The organism is Hymenobacter amundsenii (genome assembly GCF_002204745.1).
Classification (GTDB): Bacteria; Bacteroidota; Bacteroidia; order Cytophagales; family Hymenobacteraceae; genus Hymenobacter; species Hymenobacter amundsenii.
Window position 1 is genome coordinate 1 of record NZ_NIRR01000094.1, and the last position, 1,177, is coordinate 1,177.

A 1,177-nucleotide genomic window follows, 5' to 3' on the forward strand; every position below is an offset into this window, starting at 1 on the left:
GTAATTGACGTGGCTGCTGAGCAGAAATTGGCCGTAAAGCTGCACCGTGACTTTCATGCTTTTTTACTTCAATTTAACCCTTTTGCGTAAGTCCTAATTATAATGAATCGCAATCCAACGCCTTGTTCCTAGCGCAGGAGCGGTTGCTTCAGCGGCAATTGGTTGCCGGAGCATTTCAATCCGGTTCCAGATTTTAAGTGGAATGCGTTCCATATACCTTCAGTTGGCAATCTACGCCGGCTCCAGCACGGCCGGCTCGTTGTGGGCCGGCGAGTTCACCAGCTTACTGATGACGTACTCGCGCATCAGTTCGGTGGGGTAGGGGCGGAGCAGGGCTTGGTGTTCGGCGGCCGAAACGGCGTCGCTCAGCCAGCTTTGCTCGGCTTCGGGCCCTTCCAGAATCACGGGCATCCGGTGGTGCAGGGGCTGCATCAGGGCGTTGGGCTCGGTCGTGACGATGGTGAAGGTGGGCAGGATTTCGCCGGTGGCGCGGTCAAGCCACTCGTCCCAGAGGCCGGCAAAGGCGTAGGGCTGCCCGGACGTGAGCAGGATGCGGTGGGGCGTTTTAGGCGGCAGGCCGTGGGCTTCCTTCTGCTGCCACTCATAAAAGCTGTCGGCCAGCACCAGGCAGCGCCGCCGCTGGAGCAGCTGCCGGAACGAGGGCTTTTCGGCCAGCGTCTCGGCCCGGGCGTTGATGGGCTGGGGGCCGCTGGTGCGGTCCTTCACCCAGGCCGGCACCAGCCCCCACTGCATGAGCCGCACCTGCTGGGGCGCGGCGTTGGTAATTACGGGCAGGTGCTGGGAGGGCGCGGCGTTGTAGGTTGGGGCAAAATCTTCGGCCAGTTCAGCCCCGAATCGTTCTTTCAGCAAGCCAGACGGAGAAATCAGGGAGTAGCGTCCGCACATAATGTAGGGAGAGTAAAACGTGAAGGTTCGTTTTACGCGTTGAGGCAGAAGGACGTTATCAAACGGTTAATGATGAAACGTCATTCTGAGCGAAGCCGGAGGCGTAGTCGAAGAATCTCTACCACTTCGTTACAACGGTAATCCAATGAAGCAGTAGAGATTCTTCGACTACGAACTCCTGGCCGTCGAGGAACCGGCGGGTGGCCTGGGCCACGCGGTGGCGCAGCATCAGGTTCTGGCGCACCGGGTTGCGGCGCAAATCGAGGTAGCG

Annotated in this window: 2 protein-coding genes; both read right to left on the reverse strand. The window is 59.6% G+C overall.

All coding sequences use genetic code 11. From position 1 onward, the window contains the following. Positions 1 to 231: 231 nt before the first annotated feature. On the reverse strand, positions 232 to 906 hold the full coding sequence (locus CDA63_RS20050; RefSeq protein ID WP_088466222.1) for an SOS response-associated peptidase: 675 nt from the start codon (positions 904 to 906) through the stop codon (positions 232 to 234). A gap of 118 nt (positions 907 to 1,024) precedes the next feature. Continuing rightward, entirely contained in the window at positions 1,025 to 1,165 is a 141-nt protein-coding gene (locus tag CDA63_RS21945) for a hypothetical protein (protein WP_394335395.1), read from the reverse strand. Positions 1,166 to 1,177: the final 12 nt, after the last annotated feature.

What these genes read in the sequence shown, in the direction of transcription:
- CDA63_RS20050 (WP_088466222.1), bottom strand. Translation starts at nt 906, where the DNA reads ATGTGCGGACGCTACTCCCTGATTTCTCCGTCTGGCTTGCTGAAAGAA.